At 57.5% G+C, this 1,201-nt stretch carries 2 protein-coding genes; both read right to left on the bottom strand.

The window, feature by feature from the left end; all coding sequences use genetic code 11:
• Nucleotides 1-1,024, bottom strand: a 1,024-nt coding sequence (locus AC097L_RS25200) for a CHASE domain-containing protein (RefSeq protein WP_479589443.1), incomplete at its 3' end; no start/stop codon positions are given.
• Nucleotides 1,021-1,201 (bottom strand): hypothetical protein (locus AC097L_RS25195; protein ID WP_479589442.1); only part of this gene is annotated, 181 nt, incomplete at its 5' end. The genes AC097L_RS25195 and AC097L_RS25200, both read right to left, overlap by 4 nt.

Below are 1,201 nucleotides of genomic sequence, written 5' to 3'. Positions count from 1 at the left end.
CCATTTGCTGTCGCACATACTCCATGATTGCCAAAAGCAGGCTGATGAATGCGCCCACGATCGCTACCGCACCGGGGCCAACGACGTTCAACTGCTGCACAAACAGCTGGGTAGGTTGCAGATTTAGCTCCCAGGTGCGGCCAAAGAGGGGGATGCGAACGCTCTGCTGCATCCCTTGCGCAACAGGTAGATCTGTGGACTGGCTGTAAAAAGTATGCGTGTCTGCTCCAGCCACGTCTTTGAGTTCCAACATCAATTTGTCGCGGTGCAAATCTGCCCTCGCAAGTACCTCGTCTATCGCCAAAGGCGCATACGACCACCCCTGGGTTGCCTCCATACGCTCCTTCTCGGTGCTGAGAACAGAGTCGGGGCGGTAAATCGGCAATAGCAACAGAAAAGATGTTCTCGACTTCCCTTCGGTCTGCACCAGGGCAATGGGTCCAGTGAGGGTAGGCAAACCGGTGCGCATGGCTTGATCTGCGGCGGACTTGCGACTTTCTTCAGACGCTATGTCAAGGCCCACCGACGGACTATTTTCGGATACTGGCTCAATATAGTGGATTACATAACGTTCGCCGTCGTGCGGCTGCAGCTGCCGCACCGCAAAGTTGGGCCAACCATCTGCCTGAGAAGCGGCCACAAAGGCTGCCTCTTGCTCCTGCGGTACGCGGCGTATTACGCCAAAGCCGCGCGCACCGGGAAACTCCTTCTCGATACTGCGGCCTTGAGCGTAATGCCGAAAATCTCGCCGGTCCAACTGGTCAAACCCGGCGCTCAGCGTGGCACCCCGCACACCTCGCAAGCCATATTCGTATAAGCCCAGACGGTGCTGCAACTCACCGACGGTGTCTTGCACCAGCGCTGCAAAACGTTGGTCAACAAGCTTGACGTTTTCAGCGTGCTGCCAAACAGCAGCACACATGGAGAGCAGAAGCCCCGCCGCAAATACCATCGCTGCACGCAATAGCGGTTTTTGTAGCGCCACGCCATACCTCGGCCAGACCGAACTGAAAGACGGCTTCATGGCAACAAGTCCGTATCACCGCGATTGCGGGACGCGCAGAGCAAATGCGGCTCTTGCGAATAGAGATGGTTGGCCCTCAAAGCCCATACCTGCGCGCGGCCTGCACCTTTGGCTGCGTACAGCGCTTTGTCTGCCGCGGCGATCAGGTCACGTTCGGTACATTCTTGCGGCACGCAG

The sequence above is a fragment of the Rhodoferax sp. RT5P35 genome, assembly GCF_056521385.1.
This window is presented reverse-complemented; position numbering and strand designations above follow the sequence as displayed.